This is a genomic window from Bradyrhizobium sp. Ken01 (genome assembly GCF_055807355.1).
Genome location: NZ_JBVVPC010000320.1, coordinates 1 through 231, shown reverse-complemented (window position 1 = coordinate 231; position 231 = coordinate 1). Strand labels below are relative to the sequence as shown.

Here is a 231-nt window from a genome sequence, read left to right as displayed (position 1 = left end):
ATTTCTGGGTGCGAAGCGCGGCATTCATCTGGACGCCGCTCTCGGCAATTTCCACAGTCATGCCGTTGTCGGTGAGCGTGTCGCCCAGCATGCGTGCGATCTCCAGATCGTCTTCGACAATGAGGATGCGCGAACCTTGCCTTGCCGACGTGGATTCGGCGCTCAAATCGCTTTGGTGCCGTTGCTGTGCCATTCCGGAGCTTGTCCAGCTTGCATTTGGTGCCCTGGGTA

At 58.4% G+C, this 231-nt stretch carries 1 pseudogene; it reads right to left on the bottom strand.

Annotation, left to right across the window (positions count from 1 at the left end):
• Positions 1–193 (bottom strand): annotated as a pseudogene (locus tag AC0L3S_RS39805) (DNA-binding response regulator); the annotation flags it as partial.
• Positions 194–231 lie beyond the last annotated feature (38 nt).